Source organism: Thermogemmatispora sp., from assembly GCF_042408735.1.
Lineage (GTDB): Bacteria > Chloroflexota > Ktedonobacteria > Ktedonobacterales > Ktedonobacteraceae > Thermogemmatispora.
Genome location: NZ_JBHOQV010000202.1, coordinates 1 through 24,686, shown reverse-complemented (window position 1 = coordinate 24,686; position 24,686 = coordinate 1). Strand labels below are relative to the sequence as shown.

The 24,686-nt window shown below is 61.0% G+C and carries 22 protein-coding genes; 11 read left to right on the top strand and 11 right to left on the bottom strand.

What is annotated here, in order from left to right; genetic code table 11:
* The 10 genes from ACFMO7_RS21530 to ACFMO7_RS21485 all read right to left on the bottom strand — a co-directional run.
* Positions 1–98, bottom strand: a 98-nt coding sequence (locus ACFMO7_RS21530; protein WP_376797539.1) for a mersacidin/lichenicidin family type 2 lantibiotic, incomplete at its 3' end; no start/stop codon positions are given.
* A gap of 346 nt (positions 99–444) precedes the next feature.
* The gene (locus ACFMO7_RS21525) at positions 445–3,003 is read right to left on the bottom strand and encodes a peptidase domain-containing ABC transporter (RefSeq protein WP_376797538.1); all 2,559 of its coding nucleotides are present in this window, start codon (positions 3,001–3,003) and stop codon (positions 445–447) included.
* Positions 3,000–3,596 (bottom strand): hypothetical protein, encoded by a 597-nt coding sequence (locus ACFMO7_RS21520; RefSeq protein WP_376797537.1) that lies wholly within the window; start codon positions 3,594–3,596, stop codon positions 3,000–3,002. The genes ACFMO7_RS21525 and ACFMO7_RS21520 overlap by 4 nt, the downstream gene beginning before the upstream one ends.
* A gap of 163 nt (positions 3,597–3,759) precedes the next feature.
* Positions 3,760–4,002: a DUF2630 family protein gene (locus ACFMO7_RS21515; RefSeq protein ID WP_376797536.1), complete on the bottom strand. Its 243-nt coding sequence runs from the start codon at positions 4,000–4,002 to the stop codon at positions 3,760–3,762.
* Positions 4,003–4,118: 116 nt separating this feature from the next.
* Positions 4,119–5,360: a pyrroloquinoline quinone biosynthesis protein PqqE gene (gene pqqE, locus ACFMO7_RS21510; RefSeq protein ID WP_376797535.1), complete on the bottom strand. Its 1,242-nt coding sequence runs from the start codon at positions 5,358–5,360 to the stop codon at positions 4,119–4,121.
* 102 nt (positions 5,361–5,462) lie between these two features.
* A complete protein-coding gene (pqqD, locus tag ACFMO7_RS21505; RefSeq protein ID WP_376797534.1) occupies positions 5,463–5,768 on the bottom strand; it encodes a pyrroloquinoline quinone biosynthesis peptide chaperone PqqD in 306 nt (101 codons plus the stop codon).
* Positions 5,765–6,535: a pyrroloquinoline-quinone synthase PqqC gene (gene pqqC, locus ACFMO7_RS21500; protein WP_376797533.1), complete on the bottom strand. Its 771-nt coding sequence runs from the start codon at positions 6,533–6,535 to the stop codon at positions 5,765–5,767. Before pqqC ends, pqqD begins: the two co-directional genes overlap by 4 nt.
* 74 nt (positions 6,536–6,609) lie before the next feature.
* Positions 6,610–7,536, bottom strand: coding sequence for a pyrroloquinoline quinone biosynthesis protein PqqB (pqqB, locus tag ACFMO7_RS21495; protein WP_376797532.1), 927 nt, complete (start codon positions 7,534–7,536; stop codon positions 6,610–6,612).
* A 639-nt stretch (positions 7,537–8,175) separates the two neighbouring features.
* Positions 8,176–10,179, bottom strand: coding sequence for an acetoacetate--CoA ligase (locus tag ACFMO7_RS21490; protein WP_376797531.1), 2,004 nt, complete (start codon positions 10,177–10,179; stop codon positions 8,176–8,178).
* 134 nt (positions 10,180–10,313) lie between these two features.
* Positions 10,314–11,399: a toprim domain-containing protein gene (locus ACFMO7_RS21485; RefSeq protein ID WP_376797530.1), complete on the bottom strand. Its 1,086-nt coding sequence runs from the start codon at positions 11,397–11,399 to the stop codon at positions 10,314–10,316.
* Between the two features lie 428 nt (positions 11,400–11,827).
* Between ACFMO7_RS21485 and ACFMO7_RS21480 the strand changes: the two genes are divergently transcribed.
* The 4 genes from ACFMO7_RS21480 to ACFMO7_RS21465 all read left to right on the top strand — a co-directional run bounded on the left by ACFMO7_RS21480 (position 11,828) and on the right by ACFMO7_RS21465 (position 15,339).
* Positions 11,828–12,307 carry a hypothetical protein gene (locus tag ACFMO7_RS21480; protein WP_376797529.1) on the top strand — a complete coding sequence of 160 codons (480 nt, stop codon included), beginning with the start codon at positions 11,828–11,830 and terminating at the stop codon, positions 12,305–12,307.
* 209 nt (positions 12,308–12,516) lie between these two features.
* The gene (locus ACFMO7_RS21475) at positions 12,517–13,422 is read left to right on the top strand and encodes a cysteine peptidase family C39 domain-containing protein (RefSeq protein WP_376797528.1); all 906 of its coding nucleotides are present in this window, start codon (positions 12,517–12,519) and stop codon (positions 13,420–13,422) included.
* Between the two features lie 107 nt (positions 13,423–13,529).
* Entirely contained in the window at positions 13,530–13,967 is a 438-nt protein-coding gene (locus ACFMO7_RS21470) for a cupin domain-containing protein (RefSeq protein WP_376797527.1), read from the top strand.
* 1,123 nt (positions 13,968–15,090) lie between these two features.
* Positions 15,091–15,339: a helix-turn-helix domain-containing protein gene (locus ACFMO7_RS21465; protein WP_112428347.1), complete on the top strand. Its 249-nt coding sequence runs from the start codon at positions 15,091–15,093 to the stop codon at positions 15,337–15,339.
* Positions 15,340–15,556: 217 nt separating this feature from the next.
* Here ACFMO7_RS21465 and ACFMO7_RS21460 read toward each other — a convergent pair whose 3' ends face one another.
* Positions 15,557–16,465 carry a Rieske 2Fe-2S domain-containing protein gene (locus ACFMO7_RS21460; protein ID WP_376797526.1) on the bottom strand — a complete coding sequence of 303 codons (909 nt, stop codon included), beginning with the start codon at positions 16,463–16,465 and terminating at the stop codon, positions 15,557–15,559.
* 520 nt (positions 16,466–16,985) lie between these two features.
* Between ACFMO7_RS21460 and ACFMO7_RS21455 the strand changes: the two genes are divergently transcribed.
* The 7 genes from ACFMO7_RS21455 to ACFMO7_RS21425 form a co-directional block, all read left to right on the top strand.
* A complete protein-coding gene (locus ACFMO7_RS21455) occupies positions 16,986–17,660 on the top strand; it encodes a helix-turn-helix transcriptional regulator (protein ID WP_376797525.1) in 675 nt (224 codons plus the stop codon).
* 193 nt (positions 17,661–17,853) lie between these two features.
* Positions 17,854–19,059, top strand: a complete 1,206-nt coding sequence (locus tag ACFMO7_RS21450) for an alpha-hydroxy-acid oxidizing protein (protein ID WP_376797524.1) — start codon at positions 17,854–17,856, stop codon at positions 19,057–19,059.
* Between the two features lie 578 nt (positions 19,060–19,637).
* Positions 19,638–20,108 carry a CBS domain-containing protein gene (locus tag ACFMO7_RS21445; RefSeq protein ID WP_376797523.1) on the top strand — a complete coding sequence of 157 codons (471 nt, stop codon included), beginning with the start codon at positions 19,638–19,640 and terminating at the stop codon, positions 20,106–20,108.
* Positions 20,109–20,283: 175 nt separating this feature from the next.
* Entirely contained in the window at positions 20,284–21,336 is a 1,053-nt protein-coding gene (gene pdhA / locus ACFMO7_RS21440) for a pyruvate dehydrogenase (acetyl-transferring) E1 component subunit alpha (RefSeq protein WP_376797522.1), read from the top strand.
* Between the two features lie 2 nt (positions 21,337–21,338).
* A complete protein-coding gene (locus tag ACFMO7_RS21435; RefSeq protein ID WP_376797521.1) occupies positions 21,339–22,340 on the top strand; it encodes an alpha-ketoacid dehydrogenase subunit beta in 1,002 nt (333 codons plus the stop codon).
* Complete coding sequence (locus tag ACFMO7_RS21430) at positions 22,333–23,694, top strand: dihydrolipoamide acetyltransferase family protein (protein WP_376797520.1); 1,362 nt, start codon at positions 22,333–22,335, stop codon at positions 23,692–23,694. Before ACFMO7_RS21435 ends, ACFMO7_RS21430 begins: the two co-directional genes overlap by 8 nt.
* A 439-nt stretch (positions 23,695–24,133) precedes the next feature.
* A partial coding sequence (locus ACFMO7_RS21425) for an MFS transporter (protein ID WP_376797519.1) occupies positions 24,134–24,686 on the top strand: 553 nt, incomplete at its 3' end.

Genomic DNA, 24,686 nt, shown 5'->3' with positions numbered 1-24,686 from the left:
TCACCGATGGGGCTCTCAGGCAGCAGGCTGAGCTCCTCCTCGCTGAGGCTCTGGCGATAGGCTTCATCTTTCCATGCGCGAACGATGTCGAACTTCATGTGCGTGCGTTTCCTTTCTTGTACCTTTGGTGTTGTGGTGTCGTGCGTTCGGGCACCCCGTCTACGCTTTGGAATAACGCTGCCCAGGCGGGTCGCTACCTGACGCCCCCAAGGTGGCCCTCCGACGCCCGGCTTGCCCTGCCTGAGCAAAATACGTTCAAAGCGTATTTGTTACCCGAACGCCTAAGTACATTGTACGGATAGTGCCAAATACATAAGTTTCAATATATCATTTGAATGGGAAGAAGACAGGAAGAGTGTAGATATGAAGAAGGGATGAGCGCAGAGGGGTGGGGGAAGATGGCGAGTCGGCTGCTGGCCGAGGGCCAGGTTCGCTGCCGCGCTCTTAGCGGGCGCTGGCGCGAGCCTGGCGTTCCTCCTGCTCCAATTGCTGGCGCATGAGTTGGGCGTAATATCCCTTCTGCTGGAGTAATTGCTCGTGGGTTCCCTGCTCGATAATCATGCCATCGTGCATGACCAGGATCAGGTCGGCATCGCGGATCGTGCTGAGGCGGTGGGCGATGATAATCTGTGTGCAAGGGTAAGCGCGCAGGTTCTCGGAAACGCGCTGCTCGGTCAGCACGTCGAGATGGCTGGTGGCCTCATCGAGCAGCAGGATTGCTGGATCGTTGACCAGAGCGCGTGCGATGCAGAGGCGCTGGCGCTGGCCTCCTGAGAGCGCGCTGCCTCCCTCAGCCACCGGCGTATCGTAGCCCAAAGGCATACGCATGATGTCCTCATGGATGGCCGCGGCGGTGGCAGCTTTCACGATCCGCTCGTAGGGGACGTTAGGATCGTTGAGGGTGATATTCTGTAGGATGGAGCCACTGAAGATCTGGCTATCCTGCAGGACGACGCCGAACTGGCGGCGTACCTCCTGATAGTTGAGCTGGCTCAGAGGAAGGCCATCGTAGTAGATCTCACCTTCGGTCGGCGTATAGAGAGCCAGCAAAAGTTTTCCAAGCGTGCTTTTGCCGGAGCCAGTGCGGCCAACGATAGCGATTTTCTGGCCCGGCTCGATGCTGATGTTGATCCCTTTAAGCACTCGAGGTGAGTCTGGCCCATATTGGAAGCTGACGTTCTGCACATGGATCCGTCCACTGAGGCGTGGGGGAAGCTGTGCCTTCTCGATATCTTGCTCCGGCTCCGCCGTGGTGACGTCGGTCAGGCGCTCCAGATGGGCGTAAAGGATCTGGAACTGCTGGCCGCTGCTGACGAGGGAGGCCACAGGGGTCAGAAAGGCCCCGGCCAGCGTATTGAGGGCCAGCATGGTACCAACACTGAGATGGCCATTGAGGACCTGGTAGGCCCCAATCCACAGGAGGGCGATCGGCGAGAAGACGCGCAGAATAGTCATGGCAGTGTTGATACCAGCCTGCAGGTAGCTCAGACGCAGGGTGATATTCAGGCGTTCATAGAAGAGATTTGACCAGCGTTCCAAGGCCCGCTGCTCGGCTCCGGCAGCCTTGAGGGTAGCCATTCCGGCCAGCGTTTCGGCCAGGTAGCCCTGAGCTTTGCCCTGAGCGGCCAGATCGCGGCTGGCCAGGTCCAGCACGATGCGATGGGTTCCCAGGAGAACCAGCACCTGCAACAATCCCAGGCCAAGCGTCAGGAGGGCGAAGATCGGCGATTGCCAGAGCAGGATGAAGAGGTAGGCGATGACCGTGCCGCTGTCAAGCAGGGTTGAGATGAGCTGGTTGCTGAGGGTGTCGCGGATGATGGTGTTGCTGCCCAGACGCTGCAAGAGGTCGCCGCTGGAACGCTGCTGGAAGAAGCTGAAGGGTAAGGTCAGCAGATGTTCAAAGAAGCCAAGCACCAGTTGAATATCGACGCGGGCCCGTAGGTAGACAAGCAACCATTCGCGGAGAATGGTTGTTGTGGCCTGGGCGGCCAGCAGCAGGAGCAGTCCCAGGCCCAGGATGCCCATGATGTCAACCATGTGGGCCGGCAGGATCTGGTCAATGACGATCTTGGTGAGAAGCGGCAAGAGCAGGCCAAAAAGCTGTAGAAAGAGTGAGGCGCCCAGCACCTGCAGCCAGGTACCACTCGTTTGGCGCGCGAACTGCTTGACCTGCATCCAGAGGGTAACGCGGTGGGCGCTCCCTTCGGTGCTGAAGTGTACGCCTGGCTCGAAAAGGATGACGATGCCGGTGAAGCCGGCGTCGAATTCTTCGGGGGTGAGTCGCTTGCGCCCCCAGGCTGGGTCGATGACTTCAACCCAGCGCGGGGTCCAGCGCTCGACGACGATAAAGTGTTTAAATTCCCAGTGGACCACCGCCGGAAGGGGAACGGCGTGGAAGTCCTCGGTGCGCTGCAGCGAGATGGCTCGGGTACGCAGACCGTAGCTGCGGGCAGCTTTGACGATGCTCAGGGCAGAGAGGCCGTCGCGCCCCAGACCATGTCGCATGCGCAGCTCGGAGACCGAGGTTGGGCGTCCATAGTAGTTGAGAATCATCGCCAGGCAGGCGTAGCCGCATTCGACGACGTTCATCTGCGTGAGAGGGCGGACGCGCCGTCGTCGCCAGCCTCGAAGAAACCAGGAGCGCTTGCCTGGGCGTTTCCCGTTCTTGCCTTCCGTGACCGCTGGCCGAGCCTGTTGCTGTTGCCGGGACGGCTCAGGCTCCGCTTCGCTCGCTTGTCGATTGCCGTTCGCCTGCTGCTGAATGGCAGGGGCCGCTCCTGTTGCCGATGCTGCTGGCTTCAGCCTGGCTGGCAAGCGCAGATGGGGGCGGATGGCATAATCAGCTTCCTGCTGGAGTACGATCGGGCGGATACGTCGCCGCTTAAGCGGTCGACGTGCAGTGATATATTCTTGTGGATCGAAGATGTCTACATAATCGCGATCCTGGGTTACTTCCTGGCTATTCCCACCCTGTCCTGGCTGTCGATAGTCGTGCATCATCATGCTCCCTGCCCTCCCAACAACATCCCGATCCCCGGCAGCAAGTTTATGAGGCGCGTCGACCCGATCTGTACCTGGGCCGTCAGGCTTGTCCCGGCGTAGATGCCGGCTGAAAGTGGCTGATCCAATGGGACCAGAGCCGCTACGGAGGGGCGCGTAACGGGTGATGTTCCCTGGTAGGCATGAGCGGCGTAGTAGCTGCAGGCTGTAGCAGGACTGGTGACCCCCGGCAGGATCCGCGCGATGTGGCTGTTGAGCCTCAGATTGGCTGCCGGAAGGCTGATCTGGACGGGCTGCCCTGCTCGCAAGCTCTGGCGCGCTTCCCAGGGGAGAAAGATCAGCGCCAGGGTCCCATGCGCCTCCAGAAGGCGCGCGTTGGCCGCTTTGGCGTCTAGCAGGACTCCCGGGCCGGCGGTATAGGTCGGAATCTCTGCCGTCCAGGCTAGTGCGGCTGCGCCGAAGAGCAGCCCAAAGAGCAGCCAGAGCAGCAAGGGCACAGGCAGCGCCATAAAGTGAGGAAGAATATCTTTTTCTCGCCCATAGAGATGATGGTGTAATGCGCGCTGGCGAAAAATAGGACGTTGATGTACTTGCATCGATCTTGTTCTGCCTTGCTACTAGAAGGAATAGAGAAAGAGCCTCTAAGTGCATTATATGAAGTGGACCAATTGGGCGAGGGGATGGGGGAGAGAGAAAGGACAGAGAGGCAGTCGGGCTGCCTCTCTGGGAGTAGGCAGGTCAAGGTAGCAGATGCCGATGTTATTGCAGGTAGTGCTCGACAACCCGCGGATCGCGGGGCTGCGCCTCATCGGGATTGAGGTGGGCGTGACGACGGGCCCGCCGCTGGCGCAGCAGGTCCCAGCATTGGTCAAGGCGGACCTCCAGCTCTTTCATGCGCCCGCGCTCCTCGTCCGTGAGGCCCTCTTCTTCTGCCTTCTTGAGCAGTTGATGTTCCTCATCTACCAATTCGCTGATACGATTGAGAATCTCCGCATCATCCATCACTTGAGGTTACCTCCTCTCTTGAACGACTCCTCAGATGGCGGTCTAGCAGCTTTACCGCCTTGCCAGGTGCTCGCCAGCTACAGCATAAGAATAAAACTCGCCAGGGTCGCCGCTTATTCCCCGCTCTGTCGGCGTGGGGAGGTACGGAAGCGGAGGGGCATCAAAGGTCGCCCGTCGGGGGCAAAAGGAGCTGAGATCCTGGAAGCGGCCTCTGGCTGGTCCTGCTCGAGGTCGGCCAGGATGCTGAGCAGGCGAGTGCGGTGAGGAGAGAGGCTACAGGCGGGGTCTGTGTTGGCGGCATCGCCCGTCAGCAGGAAGGCCTGGCAGCGACAGCCGCCGAAGTCCTGATCGCGCAGAGGGCAACTGCGGCAAGGCTCAGGCATCCACTGGTGGCCCCGGAAGCGTTCGAAGACTGGTGAGTACTTCCAGATCCAGGCCAGGGAGCGCTGGCGCACATTGTCGAAAGGCAGATGAGGAATGATGCGGGCGTTCTGACAGGGAAGCACTGTGCCATCGGGGGTAATGGTCAGGTAGCGGCGGCCCCAGCCATACATGCAGGGCTTAGGGCGGTCGGCGTAATAATCGGGCAGAACGTAGATAACTTCCATGCGTCCCCGCAGGCGCTCCTGGGCCTGGCGCACGTCCCTTTCGGCCTGCTGGACCTGGGCTTTGGTGGGAAGCAGAGCGGCCTTATTGCAGAAGGCCCAACCCAGATATTGGGTATTGGCCAGCTCCAGACGCTGGGCGCCCAGCCGTTCAGCCAGGGCGATCATCTGCGGCAGGCGCCCGATGTTCCCGCGGTGGAGGACCAGGTTGACCGTCAGAGGCAGGCCAGAGGCATTGACCAGACGTGCGGCCTCTAGCTTGCGCTCGTGAGCACCGGGGCAGCCGGCGATGCCATCGGCCAGGCTAGCTTCATCGGCCTGAAAGCTAATCTGGATGCTATCCAGGCCGGCCTCCTGCAGTTCTTGGAGACGGCGCCGCGTCAGGCCAAGGGCGCTGGTGAGCAGATTGGTATAGAGGCCGCAGGCCCGCGCTGTGGCGACCAGCAGGGGCAGGTCGCGCCGCAAGAGCGGCTCGCCGCCCGAAAGGAGCAGATGCAAGACTCCAAGGGAGGCCGCCTCACTGATCGCCCGCTGCCACTCGGCGGTGGACAGCTCGCCCTCGGCCTGATCGTGAGGCAGCTCGGTCGGATTCGAACAGTAGGGGCAATGCAGCGGACAGCGATAGGTCAGCTCCGCCAGCAAGCCGAAAGGACGCAGCTTGCTCCCCAGGGAGGCCTGGGAAAGATCAGCCTCGGTCTGCTCCGCTTCGCTCTCAGTGCGAGGCGTGTGTTGCTGCTCGTCGAACATCATAGGAGTGATCGTTCTCCCCGGCTATGGTGTCTGTCTGAGGGGCCAGCCCGTGCCTGAGCTGCGGCCAGGGCGGGATAGGGAAGGGCTGGCCCCGACCTGGATCTACTCGAGCAGAGCTACGAGATGCTGGTCCTGCAGCGAACAGAGATATTCGTAAACATCGCGCTGCATCTGCTCAGGGCTGGCCTCGTAGCGACTGGCCAGCTCGTGAAGAATTTCGGCCAGCGTATACTCACCGTTGCAGAGCTGCAGGATGGCTGCTGCCGTTTCGTTGAGGGTCATGACCCCCTCGGGATAAAGCAGAATAGGCTGCTGGCTGAGGCGATCGATCTCCAGCCGCGCCCTGGGGAGCAGACGGGGACGTAGCTGGTAGAGAAAGGGAGCGCTGCCTTCGCCGGGCTTGCTCATAGTCGACCTTCCTGTGAAGAGGAGAGGGAGACGCTGGCCGCAGTCCGCGGGGACTGGTTGGCTACAGGCCCATAGGCAAACTGGAGCGCGTCGAGCATGCTCCAGAGGACATCGCATTTGAAGGCCAGGGCCTGGATAGCCTCTTCCTGGAGCTGGCGCGTGGTACAATAGCGCACAGTTAGCTCTAGAGCCTGGGCCGCATCGCGCGGTGCCTGCTGCAAGCGCGCGCGGAAATAGGCCAGCCCCTCTGGGGCGATCCAGGGATAGTAGCGTTCAAAGGCGCTCAGGCGTTCACTCATCAGGTCGGGAGAGAACAGCTCGGTCAGGGAGGAGGCGATGGCCAGAGGCCACGGCCGCTGGCGAGCGAACGTGACGTAGGCTTCGACGGCAAAACGTACACCTGGGAGCACCTGCCTCCCACTGAGCACCTCCTCGCGCGAGAGGCCGCTCGCTTCCGCCAACCTGAGCCAGGCGGCAATGCCACCCTCGCCCTCGCGCTCGCCGTCGTGATCGCTGATGCGGTGGAGCCAGAGCCGGCGCACTTCGGGAAGAGGACAGTTAGCGATGATGGCCGCATCCTTCATCGGGATATGCTGTTGATAGTAGAAGCGGTTGACGATCCAGGCGCGGACCTGCTCGGGAGTGAGGGCACCCCGGTTCATTGCCTGATGAAAAGGATGGAGATGATGATAGCGAGTCATGCCCACGGCTCGTAGCCGGGCCACGAAGGTCTCGCGGTCCCAAGGCTCAGCATACGCTGTGCTCATGATAGCTCCTCTCTTCGCTCGTACTACCCCGCCTGCTCTCTCGTCAGCTTCGCGCGAGGCGTGGGCGATCCGAATCATAGCGTGAGTTCCAGTCCATCCCAACCAACAGTCATCCCGGCGGCGCGCACGGCAGCATGCTGGGGTGAGTCCTCGGCCAGGATGGGATTGGTATTGTTGATATGGGTATAGATGCGATAGGGAATAGGGAAATCTGCCAGCCAGGCCAGGCTGCCCTCCGGCCCGCCGATTGGAAGATGCCCCATACCGCTGGCTGTTTCCTGAGCCAGGCCCTGCTCCTGTAGCTCATTCTCGCTCCAGAAGGTGCCGTCAAGAAGCACGGCCTCACTGGCTCTCAGGTAAGGAAGCAATTGCTCTTCTCGCCGGGCCAGCCCCGGTAGAAAAAGCAGACGCCCACCAGTGCGCTCATCTACAAGATAGTAAGCGACGCGGGAATGCGGACTGGCCAAAGGGTGAGCTATCTCCCTGGCATAGCGTGGAGGCTTGCCCGTCAGGGGAATGGCCTGGTAAAGGAGGCCGCTGGCCTGGCCCGTAGCGGTCGGGAGCGGGGCAAGCTCTCTGGCTGGCTCGTGCCACTCGACAGGACAATAGCGAGCGAGCAATTGAGGAAGGGCCAGACCCTGCCGCAAGGCTTGCTGGACCGCCATAGGAGCATAGACTGTCAGAGGCGAGCGCTCCCGGAGGAGCAGGAGGCCGAGCGTATGGTCGAGATCGGCGTCGGTCAGCAGAAACCCGTCGATGGGGGTCCCGCGCCTGCAAGAGGCAGGTGGCCAGAGAGGAGGGAAGGCGGCGATCTGCATGCGAAGATCGGGAGAGGCATTGAGGAGGAACCAACGTTCTCCATCGGCGCTCACAGCCACACACGATTGTGTGCGCGCCCTCGCTTTCAACTGTCCCCGGCGTAGGCCCCGGCAGTTAGGGCAGTTGCAGTTCCACTGGGGGAAACCTCCCCCCGCCGCCGTACCAAGCAGACGCACCAACATAAGCCCGGTCTCTCCTTACTTCCCACAATCCAGGCCAAACCCGTCAGAGCACCGACCAGAGCGGGCCAGGGAGCCAGGAGGGAGGAGGCAGGACCTGCCAGTCTCTGCCTCCTCCCTCTGTGGCTCACCCTCCCTCTGTTAGCGCCCTCTGCCTGCTTTCTTTCCGCTGGCCTTGCCGTTGCCGGGCCACTCTTGCGACCGGGGCTCAAACAAAAGGAGTGTGCCAGCATAGGCGGTGCACTCAAGGCTCACGGCAATCACTTCGAAGGATGGCTTGACCCACCGGGGCTTCTCTTGCATGTTGCTCCTTTCCCTTTCCAGGCTGCACAGACTTCCAGCGCAGCATGCCGCTCAAGGTCAAGGCAACAGCGCGGAGCGCTCTCTAGCCATCTCGTCCACTGCTCTCCGCTCCTTGCCCGCCTCCTCTCTTCTCTACCAGTCAGCCTCCTTGCCCGCGCTAGACTCCGCCGCCAGGCTGAGGCTGGCCGCTGACTGCCCCACTCTCTTCGGCTTGGCTTCACTTGTGCGCTGGGCACAGCTACACCTCTATTATAACCGACACCAATAAATAATAAGTGTAAATCTATCTATATAGAGGCCATGAAGCGCAGCCGTTGAGCTGACTGGCGGATAGATTGCCTAGTTCGAGCTGCCTGAGCGAGCCTGGAGTTGACGGGCGAAATCGATGAAAAACTGGATGGCCTGGGGATTACTCATCGCATCGGGGCTGGCGGCCTTCTCCAGAGGCATACCCAGGAGCAGCTTCTTGACCGGCACCTCCATTTTCTTGCCACTCAGCGTGCGAGGCACCTCGGGGATGGCGATGATCTCATCGGGCACATGGTGAGGTGAGATCTCGCGGCGCAGGGCCTCTTTCAGGCGGCGCGTCAGGTCCTCATCGAGGCTGGCGCCCTCGCGCAAGACAACGAAGAGGGGCAAATAGTAGCTGCCGCCGGGGCGCTCTACGCCCACGATCAGGCTATCGAGCACCTCGGGGAAGCTCTCGACCACACGATAAATCTCGCTGCTGCCCATGCGGATCCCCTGGCGATTGATCGTTGAATCTGAGCGGCCATAGATGATCGCCCCGCCACGCGGCGTGATCCTGATCCAATCTCCATGGCGCCAGACGCCGGGGTACATCTCAAAGTAGCTTTCGCGGTAGCGGCGGTTATCGGGATCGTTCCAGAAGAAGAGGGGCATCGAGGGCATAGGGGCCGTGACCACTAGTTCGCCAACCTCGTCGATCAAAGATCGCCCTTCCTCGTCGAAAGCCTCGACGCGGGCGCCCAGGGCCCGGCACTGGATTTCTCCGGCATAGACGGGGAGCAAGATGCAGCCGCCGACAAAGGCCGAGCAAACGTCGGTTCCCCCGCTGACTGAGGCCAGCCAGAGGTCGCGCTTCACGTGCTCGTAGACCCAACGGAAGCCTTCTGGCGGAAGCGGTGAGCCGGTGGAGCCGAGGCAGCGAAGCTGGCTGAGGTCGAACTGCTGGCCTGGCTCAATACCCGCCTTCATGCAGCTCGAGATGTAGGCCGCGCTCGTACCGAAGAGGTTCATGCCGCTGTCCTGAGCGAAGCGCCAGAGGGTGTTCAGGTCAGGATAGCCTGGGGCGCCATCGTAGAGCAGGATAGTGGCTCCCACCAGCAGGCCACTGACCAGGAAATTCCACATCATCCAGCCTGTGGAGGTGAACCAGAAGAAGCGGTCGCCAGGTTTGAGGTTGCTCTCGAGGGCGAGCACCTTGAGGTGTTCCAGCAAGATTCCTCCCTGGCCCTGGACAATCGCTTTGGGAAGCCCCGTGGTTCCGGAAGAGTAGAGGACCCAGAGTGGGTGCTCAAAGGGAACCTGCTCGAAGGCAAGTGGGGCTGGTTGCGCGAGCAGGGTGCTCCAGGGAATGACCTTGCTGAGGCCGGCGCTGGCCTCCTCGGGGGTGGAATGCAGGTAAGGGATAACGACGGTGTGTTCGAGCGTGGGCAGGGCCGCCTGCAGCTCAGCCAGCACCCCTCTTCGATCGAAGGGACGCCCATTATATTGATAGCCGTCGACGGCAAAGAGGACCCGCGGCTCAATCTGTTTGAAGCGATCGACGACGCTGCTGGTGCCAAAATCGGGGGAGCAGCTGGACCAAATGGCGCCAAGGCTGGCACAGGCCAGAAAAGCGATGACGGTCTCTGGAATATTGGGCAGATAGGCCACGACGCGATCGCCGCGCCTCACGCCAAGCTGACGCAGACCCTGGGCCACTGCTCCCACCGCCTGCTCTAGCTCGGCCCAGGAGAGGGTGCGCCACCCTTCGCGCTCGGAGCGGAAGATGATGGCCGGGTGAGCGGTGGTAGCATTGCGGAAAACATGCTGGGCATAGTTCAGCTCGGCCCCTGGAAACCATCTGGCCCCGGGCATGTTGCGACTGGCCAGCACTTGCGTATAGGGCTGGCTGGCCTGAATCTGAAAGTAGTCCCAGAGCGAGGACCAGAAGCCTTCAAGGTCGGTGACCGACCACTCCCACAGTTCATGGCGAGAGGAGAAGCGCTTGCCTCGCTGCTCGGCAAGCCAGCGCATATAGTGCGTCAGGTTGGCTTGCTGTTTTTGTTCCTCTGAAGGCTCCCAAAGAGGCTGTTCGGCGTTGAACGAGGTAGTCATCGGCTCGTGCTCCTTTCCAACAGATGGGCTTCGGGGCCCTTGACCTTCGAGGCAGGGAGACAGGTCGGCCCGCGCAGGTGAGTAAGTATTCTTTGTTTTGCTGTAAGTAAGTCTATGCCGCTTGCGCGGGCAAGTCAATACAAACGGCGGTAGCTATCCAGCAGCGGCTCGAGAGCCGCACGAGCGCCCAGACGCCAGCGCTCGTTCCAGTCCTTGCCTCGCCCATCCCGCGGAATCAGGCAGCAGGTTACGGCCCGTCCCTGCTCCCGCAGTTGGGCACTGAGGCGAGCTGTGGCCTCACGCCCTCCCTCGTCACCATCAAGGGCTAGGAGAACATGGCGGACATGGGGAGGCAGCCCGGTAGTAGGCAGAGCCGTTCCGGCCAGGGCGACAACCTCCTCTGGGAGGAAACCAGCGGAAAGCAGGGCCAAACGGTCGAAGGTCCCCTCAACCAGGATGAGTTTAGACGCAAGCTGGTCCCACGGCAGACTGAAGCTGCCAGCAGGATTCGTTTTGATCCAGCGCTGCGGACGACCCAGGCGCTCCAGGAGCTGCTTGTGATCGTTTTCATCCATTCCTGGACGCCAGCCCCAGAGGGTGCGCCCAATATAGCCCTTTGTTCCCTCAGCCCGAAGAGGAAAGATCAGCCGCCCGCTCCACCGCTGCAGGAGCCGCCGCTGTTTGCCCCGCGGCAGGTGAGCGATGATCGCCGGGGTGAGGAGGCCAACACCGCAGGAGAGGGCGATCTCTAAGGGAATGGCTCGCTCTCCCAGGTAGGCCCGCCCTTGGGCACTGGCTTGCAGGGCCGCCTGCATGGTTGGCTCCAGAGCTTCCAACAGGCGCCGCTCTTCTTGCTGCCAGCGGCTGGGCACGTTGAGGGCACTCGCTCCCTCTTTCTGACGGGCCAGGGCTGAGAGGCGAGGAACAGGGCTCCGCTCTGGTGCCCCCTCCTGGCTGACCAGCTCCCCGCTAGAGCCAGTCCCGAGCAGATGATAGGCCGCCTGCGGATTCCATTCCCTGATCAGCACGTTGGCCTGGCAGGCGGCATTAAAGCAGCGGCCCCAACCACTGACCGGATCGATCGAAAGCGAGCGCTGGTGATCGCTGCCATGGATTGGGCAGAAGGCACGCACTCGGCCACCAGTTAGCCGCGGATGCCACAGCTCGCTCTGTGAGAGGATCTCGATCCGTTTGCCTTGACGGGTGAAGACGGTGATCATGCCTGCCGTCCTCCGCTTTCCTCTTTCCTCTGCTTCCCCGACTCTCCTGTCCTGGCTGGCGCCGCTCGGGACTTCTTCCTTCTTACCTGGGATTATAGAATATTTGTTCTGATCTGTCGAATGCTGAGCCGGCTGAACTGAGCTGAGCGCTGGCCAGGCCGGTTCGAACCGGCCTGGCCGTTCCCGGCTGAGCTGCCTGTCTGGCTGAAGAAAAAAAATAGAGGGGTGGCCTCTTGATCGGTGTGGCCTTCCTGCGTTCTTCTCTGTGAGAGGAAGAACGTAGTCTTCTTCCTTGACAGGGATAGCTATCTGTTATACTCTGTTTCTGAGTGAAGAGTGCGGTGAAGGTCGGAAGCTGCAGGGAAAGGACGCAATTGCATGCGATTTGAGCCTTTTATGCGCTTGTTGATAGATAGAGAGGATCGACGATGTACCGACGAAACCATTTCGGACGCCACCGGGGCTGGTTTTTCTGGTGGTTTATCCCCTTGTTTTTCCTGGGGCCGGCTCACTGGTGGTGGGGATGGGGCAACGCGATGTTTGGCATTATGCTGAGCATCTTCTTCATTGCCCTGCTTGCCTGGGCCCTGTCTGTGCTCTTTGCTGAGCCGGGACCGGGGGCGGGCCATGGCTGGCCGATGGGCGGAGGGATCTGGCAACAGCCGCCGCAGAGACCCCAGACGCCAGTGAGTCCGATGGGCGGCTACCAGGCCCCCTATAGCGATGGGCAGCCGACAGAAGCCGAGAGGCGCTATCATCAGGGCTATCAGGCCCAGAGCGGGCCGCGTCCAGTTGAGTCATCGTGGCAGTCTCCTTCGCAGACTCAGCCGGCAGCCGGACGCCCGCAGCCGCAGTACGAGGAGCCACAGGTGGAATATCCGCGCGAGGAGCCGCCGCTGGTGCAATAGTCCTGGCTGGGGCTTGCCGGGCGACGGATCGCCAGCCGCCCCGCCCAGAATACTGACAGCGTCGCTTTTCTTGCCTCCCCTATGCTGTATCAGTGCGCTTCATATGGTACCATTGTGGGATCGATTTGACGAAAGCCCTCACCTCCCGGGATACTGCTAGTAAATAATGTTGATGTGCTTATGGAGAAGATGTACCGGGAGGTTCCTCTGTGGTTCCTGTTGCGCTGCTCGCGCTTGCGCTGCTGCTGGTGCTGGGATCAGGTCTTGTGCGTCGCGGAAGCTGGCTTCAGCGCTGGCCGCGGCGTAATGGACCGGCCAGCACGCTGCTCGCCTTCCCTTCAGGCGAACAAGGAAGATTGACCCCTTGGGGAGGCTCTCCCGTGCCCCACACCCGGGAAGGTCGAGAGCAAAGGTCTAGACTGGCTCTGGCTCTTCCCCCAATCTGGTATCGGCGCTGGCGCGTGATCCTCTCGCTCATTTTGCTCCTGATGCTCTTGCTGGCGCTCTCCATGACCAGCGCCCTGGCCGATGGCGGACAGTGGACGCTGAATGCGGCCCTTACCTTTTTTCGCAGCAGCCAAAATCAGACCCTGGGTCTGCAGACCCTACCGCACGGCTTTAATGCCTCGCGCAACCTTGTACGTATCTCCCAGCTTGATCCCGCTCAATATTCCTCGCAGGAAGAGTATGCGGTGTGGGCTTACTCTGCCTGCTCGGCGGCGGCCATGACGGAGGTTTTCAACGCCTATGGCCGGCACTATCGTATCAGTGACGTGCTTCACGTCGAGGCGGCTCTCGGGCAAATCACTCCCGAGCTGGGCCTGCTCTCTCCAGAGGGCATTGCCATTACGGCGGCCCACTTCGGCTTTCGCACCCAGTGGGGCGAGCATTGGACGCTGGAGCAGTTGCTGGCCGTAGCCAATAGTGGCGCACCTGTCATTGTGAGCTTTCCCCCCGATCGCTATGCCGGTGGTCACTTGCTTGTGGTGCTTGGCGGCGATGCCTCTTCGGTCTATCTGGCCGACTCCTCCGCCTGGAATCGCCGCGTCCTCAGTCGGGAGCAGTTTCTCCAGTGGTGGGGAGGCTACGCAGCTGTGGTCACTCCTCTCAGCTAAGCGAACGAACGGCCTGGCCCAGGCTGGCCTCCCTTGACGCTAGAGCTGTTCAGGTGCTAGAATCGGGCGCCTCATCAGAAGAGCAAGAACAGAAGGGGGCCTACCTCATGCGTGAAGAAGAAGAGCTTCAGGAAAGGCGGCAGACCGCTACTCCCTCTGGCGGCGTGCGCGTTATTAAGCCGCAGCAATTCGATTCCAATACGCCACAAACCCCAGGCATGAGCCGTCTGGCGGCGGTCTCACGTGAGCTTGCCGGGTCACGCGGGCTGTGGGCTGGCCTTACTGTGGTTGCTCCCCATGTTGCCAGCGGGAAACATCATCATGGTGAGCTTGAGACCGTGATCTACGTGGTGTCGGGGCGCGCTCGTATTCGCTGGGGGGAGCGGCTGGAGTACGAGCAGGAGGTTGAGCCTGGGGACTTCATCTATGTTCCCCCATTTGTTCCTCATCAGGAGATCAATCCTTGCGATGAGGAATCGCGCTGGGTCATCGTACGCAACGCCCAGGAGCCAGTGGTCGTCAATCTGGATGAGCCAACCCCCTAGCAGAGGTCAGGCCAGGGCTGGCTCCCCGTAAAGGGACCTGTGCGGGGCGCTCCTGTGGCCTGTCCTACCCTGTCCTGTCCTGCCCTACCCTGACTCCGCTGGCTCTTTTTGTTTGCTGCGAGATGGGCCGCGTGGAGCGGCGGAACCTGTCTGGCGACTGGCGCCCTTCTGATCTAGAGGGGCGGCCTAGTGGCGAGGAGAGCGCTTGCGGGAGAGCCTGCCGGGGAGACCCGTGGCCGCTAAAGCGGGCAAAACGGCAACAGGCGTCTCTGACGTTACCCATAGGCGACAGCAGGGATGGCGCTTACTGGGTCGAGACAGCGTACAAACCCTTGACAATAGAACACCAGTTCGCTATACTTGCATAACGTCTATCCTGTCAGTGGATGGTAGGCAAAGCGGGCCAGTGGCCTGGGCACCCGGTCCCAATCTGCCGGCCAGAGTCGGGTAGTACTCTGGCATGCTGGGGCGAAGCATGCCAGCAGGGAGCTGCTGGCGGAGGGCGGCTTTGCCAGGGCGAGCGCCGGGGACAGACAGCCAGAAGCGCGAAGACGGCCAGGCTTCAGCGAGAAAGGCGCTGGCCAACAGGTGCCGGGTGGTCCGTCGAGTGTCGAGTGCGAGCTATCTGACCGCCCAGCCAGGCCATCGTTTCGCTGACCCTTCTGGACTGCCAGCCTGTGCCGCTTCTCCTCCCTTCACTGGGCTGATCACGCTGGCTGCTCCTCTCTCTCGCTCTTAGCCCACTGCCCCCCTCTCTCTCCCTGATATGGCTGTTCGCTGGCCGGGAAGATTCTTCGACTTCCCGGTTGTTATTACCAGTGGATTGGATAATAGATTGGAAATGTGCTATTATAAAATCGGAGAAGTGAAAAGTCTCAATTTCCCGGCCCAAAGCGGGGAAGCTGCTGAGGTTCTGTCTCTTCCATTTCGGGTCAACTGAGCCGCTTCCCTGGCGGGACGGGCAGATCGGGAGTTCCAAATTCTCAGCGAAATTTCAGCTAATTCACAGTTCCTCTTAATAGAGGAGTGTTTTACTCATATTAGCTGGAAATGATAGAACGCTCCAGGCGAACTGCCTGGGACTGTAATCCACTCGAATTCAGTAGAGAGGAGAGGGAAACCTATGGCTCGTCGGGAAAGTGCAGTTGTGGATCGCGAGCGCGATTCTCGAGAAGAGTATACGACTGAGCTGCTCACTGTCAGCGAGGTAGCGAAGCGCCTCCGTGTTGATGACACCACGGTGCGTCGCTGGATCAAGACCGGCGCACTGCAGGCCATTACCTTGCCGCACAAGGGCAAGCGTGAGGTCTATCGTGTCAAGAAGAATACGCTGGACGAGTTGCTCAACACGCCCGCAACTGCCGCATCGTGAGGCCGGTCGGATCAGTGGTAGTTGTCTGCTTATCTGACCGCCAGAAGCAAGTGGGACCCGAGGGATAGCTCCCTCGGGTCCTTTGCTAGATGAGCAGAAGCGTTGGTTATCCTTCGCCTGGCTGGCCGCCTCCGGCCGGGCTGGGGAGGTCCTCAACCAGAGGAGACTCGTCCCTATCCTTTGCCCCTCATCCCTTTCCTACGCCAACACAATATGCTCAATGGCCTCCCAGGCGGCGTAGCTCAACATGGCCATTGCGAACACGTACCGCGTAGCGCGGAGCCGCCACAGTCGCCGGCCCCGTTAGAACCCGCCCATCGCGCAGGCAGAAACGCGAACCGTGCCAGGGGCATTCGACCACATCGCCGTCGAGGCTCCCCTCATCCAGCGGTCCCCCTGCGTGCGAGCAGGTGGCCGAAATTGCGTAGTACTGCTCGCCGCGGCGCAGTAGCACCACTGGCACGCCTGCCACCGTCACGCGATAGAGGCGCCCCTCATCCACGTCGCTGGCAGGCAGCACCGGCTCAAAATCCTCGCCGGCGGCCTCCCAGGCGGTATGGTTGACGTTAGTGCCCCTGGCAAAAACCATATCCCCGCCCAGATATCCCGCTATCAGAATTGCCACGAAGCCGATGAAGCCAAGCACGGCGGCGGCGATGCTTTCGTTGGCGGGAGAGAACAGGCGCAAGATAAATGAGACCAGGTAGAGGAGAAAGGCCGCTGTGTTGAGCAAGCCGTGGTAGAAGCCAACCGTTCGCTCGGCACCGTAGGTATCGCTCCAGTCAGCCAGGCCGGTGATCAGCGCCCCGAGAGCGGCGATCAGACCGACGATGACTCCGACGAAGGCTCCGCGCGCGGCCCAGCTATTGTTGACCGGCGCGACCAGCCAGACGATATCTAGAATGGCGGTTAGAGTCCAGGCGCCGATCGGCAGATCGGTGATGGCCGGATGCAGTGGATGACCCCCGAAGGTGCCGCTGAGCAGGCTTTTCAAAAAGCGAGGTGGCTTCTGGGTGCCACCGGTCAGCGCTCGCGCCAGCGCCTGCAGGCTGTCGCCGTAGCGGTCAGCAAAAGACTGCCAGACACTCGTTGGTGGGGGGGCTGGCTCATGGGTTGTGTCGCTCATGGTGCTCTCCTTTGTCTGTCGCGCATCACTGAGGCCGCTAACTTGCCTGCTTTCCTGCCCTCGCCTCTCGGGAGGTGAAGAACCCTCGTGCGGTAGCAACCCGCCAAAACGCTCTTGGTGGCTCTCCCCAGCTCTCCTCACAGAAAAGCAGGGGCAATGGCTGACCGGGCCGACCGGGGCCGCGAAAAGACCCCTGACCACGTCAGCGTGGTGCGCTGCTCTGGCCTCGACCGGCTGGCCTGGCTCGCCATCGCCCCTCTGTCTCTGGCTCCTCACTCCTCTGCGTGAGTGAGCAGACAGGCATCGGCAGAAAGCAGACCGTTGTGCTTTGGTGAAACAATCTGCCCGATTCGTCGGATAGCGCATCGGACAGCCTCTTGAACTCTCCCTGTTCCTGATATACCATACACCAGGCAGAAAGTCAAGAAATCCTTTGACTTTCTTGACTTTCTGTAACCTCTCTGCTAGACTGGAACAAAGCAACCGCTGATGGTTCTCTTGGATGGAGAGTAAAACGCTCATGGCTCCAGATCAGGCTCACGGGCGCTTTTTCAAAAGCACGCGCGGGCGTATTGTGGCTTTACTTTCTCGAGGAGGGGCAACGGTTGAAGAACTGGCCAAAGCGTTGGGACTGACTGATAATGCAGTACGCGCTCATCTGCTGGCGCTAGAACGCGACGGTCTTGTGCGCCAACAGGGGCAGCGGCGTAGCCTTCAAGGTAAGCCAGCCTATGTTTACGAGCTGGCGCCGGCTGCCGATCGCCTCTTCCCTCGGGCCTACCTGCCCGTTCTCGGCGCGCTTCTGGACCTGCTGGCGGAGCGGCTCTCGGCGGCGGACTTTGAGCAGCTGCTGCGCGATCTTGGCCAGCGTCTGGCCCGGAGCTGGCTTACTCAGGAGGATGGGGAGCTGGCTGAGCCGCTCAGTCGCGTGCGGGGAGCCATCGCGCTGCTCAACGAGTTGGGAGCCCTGGCCGAGCTGGAGACTGCCGCCGAGCAGGAAGGTTGTTCTGCCCAGCAAGTGCATATCCGCGCCGCTAGCTGCCCACTGGCCGCCTTGATCCCTGCTCGTCCTCGTCTCTGCCTGCTGGTTGAGGCGTTACTGGCCGAATTAACGGCCTTGCCCGTGCGTGCCGGCTGCCACTGTCTTGAGCGGGCCCAGTGCTACTTTGAAATTGATCTGCTAGCCCAACACTGATTTCCGGACCAGCCTCCGGAGAGGCCAGCCCGGGGCGCGGTCCGCCTCGGTCGAGGTGAGTATGCCTTCTCTTCTCCTCGCAGCGCCTCCTTGTTCATCCTCTTTGCTGCTTTCAACAGCAGAGCCTGACATGGTACAATGAAGAAGAAACGGCCTTGCAGCAATTCCCAGGGAAGGAAAGGACAGAGTCACGATGTCAGAGACTCCCCAAGAGGGCGGACATGTATCGCCGCCCTATGGCAGCGAACGCCAGTTTCAAATCTACATGGCGGGGCTACAGGGGCAGCTTCCGGCTCTACCGCTGGACGCCCAGGAACTGGAGCGGCGTGCTAGAGAGCGCCTAAGCCCCGAAGCCTATGACTACGTGGCTGGGGGGGCCGGCGCTGAAGATACTATGCAGGCCAACCTGGCGGCCTTTCAGCGCTGGTCGATCGTCCCGCGCATGCTGGGCAATATTGCCCGGCGCGATCTCAGTGTCGAGCTTCTGGGACTGCGCCTTCCGGCCCCGTTGTTGCTGGCTCCGATCGGGGTTCAGTCGATCGTTCATCCTGACGCCGAGTTAGCCGTGGCGCGGGCTGCCGCTTCGCTGGGTATCCCTTTTGTCCTGAGCACAGTCTCCTCGTATACGCTGGAGGAGGTAGCTCAGGCAGCAGGCACTGCTCCGCGCTGGTTTCAGCTCTATTGGCCTGCCGACGCTGACCTTTGTGCCAGCCTTGTCCAGCGAGCTGAGCGCGCCGGCTACGGGGCCATCGTAGTCACCCTCGACACCCGCCTGATCGGCTGGCGTCCTCGCGATCTGCAGCGGGCCTACCTGCCGTTTTTGCAGGCCCAAGGGTTAGCCAATTATTTCAGTGATCCTGTCTTTCGCCGAGATTTGCCGCAGCCTCCCGAAGAGAATCCCTTCCCCGCTATTCAAAAGTATGTCTCCAGTTTTGGACATCTAACGCTCCAATGGGAAGATCTGGCATTTCTACGCCAACATACAGGTTTGCCCGTGCTGCTAAAAGGGATTCTCCATCCTGATGATGCTCGCCGGGCCTTAGAGTGTGGTGTCGATGGACTGATCGTCTCGAACCACGGTGGGCGTCAGGTTGCGGGAGCCATTGCTGCTCTGGAGGCTTTACCAGGGGTTGTGGAGGCCGTGGCTGGACAGGTTCCTGTTCTCTTTGATAGCGGCATTCGTCAAGGGGCCGATGTTGTCAAAGCCCTGGCGCTCGGGGCGCGGGCCGTCTTGTTGGGGCGCCCCTATATCTGGGGCCTGGCCCTGGGCGGTGAGGCTGGTGTGCGCGAGGTCCTTCAGAATATCCTGGCTGACCTCGATCTCACCCTGGCCTTGAGCGGTTTCGCTTCCCTCCGCTCGCTTGATCGTTCAGCCCTCGCCAAAGCGGAGAGAGCGTGATAAGATAAAAAGGAACGCCGCCTCTGTCTGTAGGCAAGGAGATTAGCCGGGTAGGCACCTGCTGGAGAGACAGCTGATTCTGACGAGCGTGTCCTATATACAAAACAAGAAGCCTGACGTAGCGCCAGCAGAACGATCGTTCCCTCTTCCCCTTCCTGGTCGCTGAGGGGCAGTGTGCGCCAGAGGCGGGCGAGCGGGCCGTTAGCTGGCTAACGAGCGCTTCAGGCAGCCAGAGAGGCGGTGAGCAAACAGCTACATTTGTGCTGGGAGGTTGCCAGGAGACAGGCTTGTCGCTGGCTCCCCGGGTTCGGTTCGCGTGCGGTGGGGCATGGCCGCGAACAAGAGAGCGCCAGAGGCAGGCTGGCTGCCAGATGGCGACGAGCAGAGCAGGTATCACAGCGACAGGTCCTGACCACTTCAGACGTAGAAAGCAGAGCAGTACTGCTGCGAGGGAATCAGAGAAGAAGTGCATCGCCTGCGAGAGGGTGAGTGACCTTGTCTGCCGGTAGGGAGCGCTTGGCTCCTGTACGGAGCAGCTTGGCTCCTGCAGACTGGAAGCTCAGAGGAGATAACAGGCGATGAGAAAAGTCAAAGATGTCATGACCACACGGGTGGTGACGGTCCGCGAGGACCAGACAAGACAGCAGGCCGCAGCCTTGATGGCGCTCTATCGGATCAGTGGGCTGCCTGTGGTCAATGAAGAGGGGATGATCACCGGCCTGGTCACTGAGCATGATGTCTTGGCGCGTCAGGGCCGCCTCGTGCGGGAGATCATGACCCGTGGCCTGATCAGCGTCAGCGAAGAGACCGATCTGGAGGATGTCGCTCACCTGCTCGTCAATCGGCGTATTCGACGGTTGCCGGTGCTGAGGGGAGGACAGCTTGTGGGGATCGTGAGCCGCGCTGATCTGGTCAGAGAGGTGGCGACTCGCTGGACCTGTCCCGTGTGCGGCGAGGTCGCCCCTGGTGAGGAACCGCCAGAGTGCTGCCCTCGCTGTGCTGCCCCGCAAATGGTGGCGCCGGCTGAGCCAGCCCCTCCTGGTTTCTAGCTACGTGCCGGCCTGATAGAAACGACGCCAGGCCGGTGGCACAAGGCTGGCTTTGCCCTCTGCTCTTTCTTCCCTGTTCCGGCTCGCCAGAACGAACGGACAATCGGACGGAGAACGATCAACCTCATCTTGTTGATGCAGTGTCGATTAGCCAGAAAGAAGAAGTAGTGTACCTATGGAGACCAGACAGCAACGTAAGGCAGCCGCGCAGGGGGCCGGGCCGACTGACCCCCGCTCCCCTGCTTCGCTGCTCGCAGGCACAGACCGCGAAACTCTGCTCAACTACTACTACCAGATGGTCCTCATTCGCTATTTTGAGGAGAAAGCCGGCGAGATGTACACCCGCGCTCGTATCGGCGGCTACTGCCACCTCAATCTCGGCGAAGAGGCGACCGTGGTCGGCTTTTGCGCCGGCTTAGAGCCTGACGACTACGTTTATACCAACTACCGTGAGCACGGCTACGCCATCTGCCGGGGGATCTCCCCTGCCGTCGTCATGGCCGAGCTGTTCGGCAAAAAGACAGGCTGCTCTCTTGGCCGGGGAGGCTCGATGCACCTCTTCGATCTGAAGCGGCGCTTCATGGGCGGCTATGGCATTGTTGGAGGCCAGTTGCCCCTGGCGGTAGGAGCTGCTTTTGCTCTGGCTTACCGCGGCTCGCGCGAGATCGTGGCCTGTCAGATGGGCGACGGCACTACCAATGGGGGCCCCTTCCATGAATCGCTCAATCTGGCCAAGCTCTATCGGCTCCCGGTGGTTTTCCTCATTGTCAATAACCAGTACGGTATGGGCACGCGCGTCGATCAGGGGTCTGCGGTGCCCGACCTTTATCGCAAAGCCTGCGCCTATGACATGCGCAGCGAGCGTGTGGATGGCACAGATGTCCTGGCGGTCCTGGAGGCCGTGCGCACCGCGGCTCGCATCGCCCGCGAGGAGCACGAGCCGAGCCTGATCGAGGCTGTCAGCTATCGTTTCCGCGGCCACTCGGTGGTTGACCCCGATCGCTATCGCCCCGAGGACGAGGTCCAGCGCTGGCGCGAGCGCGACCCGATTCAGCTCTATGCTGCCCGCCTCAAGGATGCTGGCTTAATGGATGATGCCACACGCCAGGAGTTGGAGGGACGGGCCCAGCAAGAGGTTGAGGAGGCTGTGCGCTTTGCCGAGGAGAGCGAGCTTCCTTCAGTAGAAGAGCTGTATGACTTCGTCTATGCCGGTGAGGGAGGACGCTGACTATGGCCGAGATGACCTATCGCCAGGCACTGCACGATACGCTGCGCGAGGAGCTGCTGCGCGATGAGAATGTCTTTCTCATCGGCGAGGAGATTGGACGCTTCGAAGGCTCTTACAAGATTACCGCTGGCTTGCTGCAGGAATTCGGCCCGAAGCGCGTCGTCGATACGCCCATCTGCGAGAACGGCTTTGTGGGGCTGGCGGTCGGGGCCGCCATGCTGGGGCTGCGTCCGATCGTGGAGATTATGACCATCAATTTCATCGCGCTGGCGATGGATGAGATCGTCAACCATGCGGCCAAGATCTACTACATGTTCGGTGGCCAGTGTCCCGTCCCTCTGGTTATTCGCACCCCTGGTGGAGGAGGCCAGCAGCTTTCGGCAACCCACTCTCAGAACCTGGAAGTCTGGTTCGCCCATGTGCCCGGCCTGAAGGTGGTGGCGCCTTCTACTCCTGCTGATGCTCGTGGCCTACTGCGGACCGCCGTCCGAGACGATAATCCGGTGCTCTTCCTGGAGAATCTGGCCCTCTACAATACGCGCGGCGAGGTGCCTGAAGGGGATTATATGGTTCCCTTTGGGAAGGCCCAGGTGATGAAGGAGGGCCACGATCTGACGATTATCAGTTACTCGCGGATGGCGGTAGTCGCGCTGGATGTGGCCCGCCGGCTGGAGCAGGAGCGCCAGCTCAGCGTCGAGGTGGTAGACGTGCGTTCTCTGCGCCCTCTCGATCGTGAGACGATCGTCAATTCGGTCAAGAAGACCAATCGCGCCATCGTTTTTGAGGAGGACTGGCGCTCGTATGGGGTTGGGGCCGAGCTGGTGGCCACTATCCAGGAGGAAGCCTTCGATTATCTGGATGCGCCCATTCAGCGTGTTGCCGGTGCCGAGGTGCCGCTCCCCTATTCGAAGCCGCTGGAGCAGGCGGCTTTGCCGAGCGCACGGCAGTTGGTGGAGGCGGTCGATCGCCTGGCCATTCGCAAGAGGAGGATCGTCTATGCCTGAGGTGACTATGCCCCGGCTCAGCGATACGATGCAGGAGGGGACGATTGTTCGTTGGCTGAAGAAGCCGGGCGATCGGGTTGAGCGTGGGGAGGTGCTTGCTGAGATCGAGACCGATAAGGCGACGATGGAGCTGCAAGCCTACGAGAGCGGTGTGCTAGAGAAGATCGTGGTGCAGGAGGGAGAAAGTGCTCCAATTGGGCAGGTGATTGCTGTGATCGGAAGCGGGGCGGCTGCCTCCGATCAGGGAAGTGCTACTGGCAGGGCTGGTGCAGCTCGCCCAGCTCAGCAAACAGCGCCTGCGGCCTCGATGGCAGGGGGTGGAGCAGGTGCAGGAGGATCCCAGGAGCCGGCGCAGTCGCGGCAGCGGGCTGTGGCTCCTGTTGAGGCGCCCTCGGCGGCAGCGCCTGTTGGCCATGAAAACGGGGATCGAGTCATTAAAGCATCGCCCCTGGCGCGGCGCCTGGCGGAAGAACACAATATTGACCTGCGCCAGATTCGTGGCTCTGGTCCCGGTGGGCGCATTGTGCGCGATGATATCGAGGCTTTCCTTGAAAGCCAGCGGACGGCGGCCGCGGCAGCTTCGGCCCCGACCCCCGCTGAGGCCGCTCCGGCGACGCCGACGGTTCCGGCCCCAGCCGCTGCGGGAGCCGAGGTCGGTATGGCCCCAGCCGAAGAGTTGGTGCCCTTGTCGCGCATGCAGGCTACCATCGCGCGGCGCCTGAGCGAGTCGAAGCAGACGATCCCCCATTTCTATGTCAGCACCGAGATCGATATGACTGACGCCCTGGCGCTGCGCCGGCAGCTCAACGAGAGTGCCGGCGAAGGTGGGGTCAAAGTCTCGATCAATGATCTCATCATCAAGGCCTGTGCCCTGGCCCTGGAGAAATTCCCCGAGGTCAACAGCTCCTATCGCGATGGTCAGTTCGTGCGTCACCAGGCCATCAACATCGGAATCGCTGTCGATATTCCCAACGGACTGGTGGTGCCGGTCATCCGAGACGCGAATCTCAAGGGGGTGCGCGTCATCGCGCGCGAGGCTCGCGCTTTGATCGAGAAGGCCCACGCCGGGAAGCTGACCCCAACGGACCTCTCGGGCGGTACCTTCTCAATTTCGAATATGGGCATGCTTGACGTCAGCGAGTTCATCGCCGTGATTAATCCGCCGGAGGCGGCCATCATGGCAGTGGCCTCGGTGCGCCGCACTTTCGTCCCCATCAACGATCAGCCGGTCTTGCGCGATATGATGCATGTCACCGTCTCGGCGGATCATCGCATCCTCTACGGGGCAACGGTGGCTCGCTTCCTGCAAGAAGTCAAGCGCCTGCTCCAGAATCCGTTTAGCCTGCTCGGCTAGCGGCGTGCGGCATCCGCCAGACGGATTCTGACGAGCAGCACCGGGCGAGCGACACCCCGCTCGCCCCTGAATCTGAGCGGCTGAGGCTCTCCTGCTCGCTTGCTGCGGGGAGAGCCTCTTTTTGGCCGACTGGCGTGCCGCCCTGATCTCCTCCGGCTGCCGGATTATTGCTCTTCCCATCTAAAATTTGCCTGTTATGATGGCATTAGATGATGATTTCATTGTCATAATTGACTATGTAATTAAAATAAGCTACAATACAGAGCATATTGACCAGTCAGAATGAGAGTTTCGCTACTTTCTCCATCCTCCTCACTGGAAAGGCGGAAGGAGTTTCTTGGAGGGTGTATGTGCTGTCGATACTGGACGGACGGAGAGGCTGCCTGGCTTTGGTTACGAGGGAGGAAGAAAAGCGGCTGCAGTCCATGGAGGCCGGGGCATGGCTAAGGCTGGACTGGAACGGCTCAAATGCTGGGTGAAGATCGTTGGTGAGCGACTGACCTTTCTTCGGGCCTTACGCAGTCGTCAATTCGCCTTCTTGTGGACAGGCCAGACTATCTCTAATCTGGGCAACAGCCTCTTCTCGCTAGCCCTCTCCTGGCAGGTGCTGCTCATGACGCATTCGGCCACGGCTATGGGGCTGGTGCTGATGGCCAGGCTCATTCCCAATCTTGCCTTTGTCCTGATCGGTGGGGTGATGGCGGATCGGCTGGCGCGGCGGGCGATTGTCCTGTGGTCAGATGGTCTCCGTGGGCTGGTACTCCTCTCAATCACGATCCTGGGGATCGCCGGCTATTTGCAGCTCTGGCACTTAGTCCTGGAGAGCCTGATCTTTGGGATTGTTGAAGGCTTCTTTAATCCCGCTCTGATGGCCTTGCCTCCTGACCTGGTGGCCAGGGAGGATCTACCGTCGGCCAATGCCCTTATTTCGCTGAGTTTCAACCTTGCTGGTCTGTTTGGGCCGGCCCTGGCGGCCCTTCTGATCGCGGTTG